4 protein-coding genes are annotated in these 3,203 nt (G+C 49.0%); 3 read left to right on the forward strand and 1 reads right to left on the reverse strand.

Annotated features, from left to right (window positions below; all coding sequences use genetic code 11):
* Nucleotides 1–72: 72 nt before the first annotated feature.
* Complete coding sequence (gene rimI, locus NZ772_16230) at nt 73–633, forward strand: ribosomal protein S18-alanine N-acetyltransferase (GenBank protein MCS6815102.1); 561 nt, start codon at nt 73–75, stop codon at nt 631–633.
* A 147-nt stretch (nt 634–780) separates the two neighbouring features.
* On the opposite strand, the gene NZ772_16235 is transcribed toward rimI, so the two are convergent.
* Entirely contained in the window at nt 781–1,116 is a 336-nt protein-coding gene (locus NZ772_16235; protein MCS6815103.1) for a hypothetical protein, read from the reverse strand.
* Between the two features lie 269 nt (nt 1,117–1,385).
* On the opposite strand from NZ772_16235, the gene NZ772_16240 reads away from it, so the two are divergent.
* Together NZ772_16240 and NZ772_16245 are read left to right on the forward strand one after the other, a co-directional pair.
* Nucleotides 1,386–2,687, forward strand: coding sequence for an insulinase family protein (locus NZ772_16240; GenBank protein MCS6815104.1), 1,302 nt, complete (start codon nt 1,386–1,388; stop codon nt 2,685–2,687).
* 8 nt (nt 2,688–2,695) lie between these two features.
* Nucleotides 2,696–3,203: fructosamine kinase family protein (locus NZ772_16245; GenBank protein MCS6815105.1), on the forward strand; the 508-nt coding region annotated here is incomplete at its 3' end.

Consider the following 3,203-nt stretch of genomic DNA (forward strand, 5'->3'; position numbering starts at 1 on the left):
GGTTGCAGCGAATATAACGATAACCAATACTCCAGTCTACAATCTTAAGTTGTGTAACTGACGGGATGTTGTGTGAAGTTGTTAATGATTCAGCGCCTAACGGAAGAATTTTTGCCCGCAGTGATCGACCTTGACCGCACCTGCCTCGGAGGGCTGTGGAGTCTTGACGGCTATCGACGAGAAATTGCTAGTCCTAACAGTGATTTGATCATATTGCTGACCAACCACGAAGCAACCCCGCATGTCCTAGGCTTAGGGTGCCTATGGGCAATCGTCGAGGAAGCCCACATCACCCTACTAGCCGTGCATCCTGACTACCATCGTCAAGGCTTGGGGCAAGCGCTTCTCTGGAAACTGCTGCACAGTGCTCAATGCCGTGGCTTAGAGCGAGCGACTCTAGAGGTGAAAACATCCAATCTCCCGGCCATCAGCCTCTACAAAAAATTTGGCTTCCAAGCAGTTGGTGTCCGCAAAGGATACTATCCAGATACTGGTGAAGATGCATTGATCCTGTGGCGCGGCGGTTTACATCATTCAGACTTTACGCTGACTTTGGCACATTGGCACCAACAGGTTTGCGATCGACTAAAACAGTCCCATTGGCGGTTTCTCCAGGCTACAGATAGCTGGTAGTTTAAGTCCTTACTATGAACTAATGGGCCGTGTCGCTAGCCTTTAGAGAATTGGTATAACAAACCATTCGACAAAAAACGGGGCTATGAAAACTTCACACCCCGTTGACCCCTATCTCACTAGACACTACAACAACCGAATGTTGCCCTAGGCCGCCACCATTCGCTGCTGCTGACGACTAAATAAGGCCTCAATTTCACGACATAACATCTCAACCGTGGTGCTGCGAAAACCCTCTAGACAGAAACGCACAACATCACAGTAGTCTCGCAAATTATCAATTTCCGATTGACTATTGGGCTTACGAGACAAAACCATAGTGCGAGTGGTTTGATAGACATCTAGATAGTAACAGAACTGCTCAAACCGAAAGCCGTCTATATTAGCGACATTACGGACGATCGTAATCAACACATCGGCAGGATCAGCAGAATCGCAGGAAGCTTGGGGGAAAAAACTCTGCACCTTTCTTAGGAGCTTCATAGCTGACTAATCGGAACTCATTGAATCACATGATTAGAGTATCCAGCACTATCACTAGTTTCTCGGTGATGCTAGAGGGGCATAGCCCGTGATCTCTCGGACAGTAACATGTGACAAATATCCTGTGAAGGCGTGATCTACATCACAGTCAGCCAAAGATGCTTACCTAGTAAGAAGTTCCCCTGGTATCTATATACTGGAATCAGTAAGGGTAGTGTAATGGGATTGAATTGGGTAGGATAGAATGGATGCAGTGATTACCTGATTTCATGCTATCAACCCTTCTTGATTCTTCCTTTCTCTCTCGCCTCAACGCTCCAACTCTACATCGTCTCTCCAATGGTCTAACCGTAATCGCTGAGCACTTGCCTGTCGAGGCAGTTAATATGAGCATCTGGTTGCCTGTTGGCTCTGCGATCGAATCCGACGACATCAACGGTATGGCGCATTTTTTAGAACACATGGTATTCAAAGGTACCCCTAGCCTAGCGGTCGGTGAGTTTGAATGGGAAATTGAAGCTAGAGGTGCCATTACCAACGCCGCTACTAGCCAAGACTACACCCACTATTACATCACCACCTCTCCCAAAGATTTCGCCGACCTAGCGCCGCTACAATTAGACGTAGTGCTTAATCCTACGATTCCTGATGATGCGTTTGAGCGTGAGCGTTCTGTAGTATTGGAAGAAATCCGTCGCTCTGGCGATAATCCCCGACGACGTACTTTTCAGCAGGCTGTAGAGACAACCTTTGAACGCCTACCCTATCGCCGACCTGTTTTGGGCACAGCCTCGGTGGTTGAAGGACTCTCTCCTCAGCAGATGCGAGAATTTCATGCTCAGCACTACCATCCATCAGCGATGACGTTAGCTGTAGTTGGCAATCTGCCAGTAGATGACCTACTTCAGATCGTTGAGACGGGGATTACCCAAGCCACAGCAGATCACCAACGCCATCGCCTGACTAGCCACCCTCTAAAACAACCGCTTTTACCGGAACCAGCATTTACTCAGGTAGTACGCCGTGAAGTGGTTGACGACAGTCTGCAACAGGCACGCTTGGTAATGACTTGGCGCGTACCTGGCATTCAAGATTTGTATCAAACCTACGCCTTGGACATGCTGGCGAACGTTTTAGGGCATGGACGCACTGCACGACTGATTCGAGACTTACGGGAAGATCGGCGATTGGTATCCTCCATTGCCGTTAGCAACTTGAATTATGGTGCCCAGGGAATGTTCTACATTTCAGCGCACTTGCCTGTTGAGCACGTAGAGGCTGTAGAGAAAGCCATCATCGACCATCTACGGCTATTACAAACTGAGTTAGTCACCGATATTGAAATGAAGCGGATGCAAACACAAGTGGCAAACCGCTTTATTTTTGGCAATGAAACGCCTAGCGATCGCGCTAGCATGTATGGCTATTACCAAGCAATGGTTGGTGACATTGCTCCGGCTCTGAACTATCCCGCCCATATTCAGGCGCTACATGCTATCGATCTGCAAGTTGCTGCCCAGCAATACCTATCTCCAGATGCTTACGCCGTCACTGTTCTCAAGCCCTACTAGCGCAAGTTATGTGGACTGCGATCGCCCAGCATATCAGTGCAGCTTTAGGTAAGTCCTTTCAGCCCAGTAGCCAGCGATCCGTTGGTGGAGGTTGCATTAACCAGGGCTACCAGTTAGCCGATGAGCACCATACCTACTTTGTGAAGCTCAATCGTGCAGAGCTAGTCAGCATGTTTGAGTCTGAAGCATTGGGCCTACAACAGATTCAGGCAACCAAAACGATTCGTGTACCCACTCCTGTTTGCTGGGGTGTTGCTGATGGTCGGTCATACATCGTACTAGAGTGGTTAGATTTGGGACGTGGTTCCAGTGATGCTTGGGCAGCTATGGGGCAGCAGTTAGCCATGCTTCATCGGGTTAGTGGCGAGCAGTTTAAGGGTGGTGGTTATGGTTGGGATCGCAACAACACGATCGGATCCACACCTCAGATCAATACTTGGACAGCAGATTGGGCAACTTTCTTTCGCGATCACCGCCTTGGATATCAATTCCAGCTTGCTCAGCGCCGGGGGGGCT

The sequence above is a fragment of the Cyanobacteriota bacterium genome, from assembly GCA_025054735.1.
GTDB lineage: Bacteria > Cyanobacteriota > Cyanobacteriia > SKYG9 > SKYG9 > SKYG9.

Bases quoted from the DNA above. Each gene is read 5' to 3' on its own strand.
- NZ772_16240 (MCS6815104.1), top strand. From the start codon at position 1,386: ATGCTATCAACCCTTCTTGATTCTTCCTTTCTCTCTCGCCTCAACGCT.
- NZ772_16235 (MCS6815103.1), bottom strand. From the start codon at position 1,116: ATGAAGCTCCTAAGAAAGGTGCAGAGTTTTTTCCCCCAAGCTTCCTGC.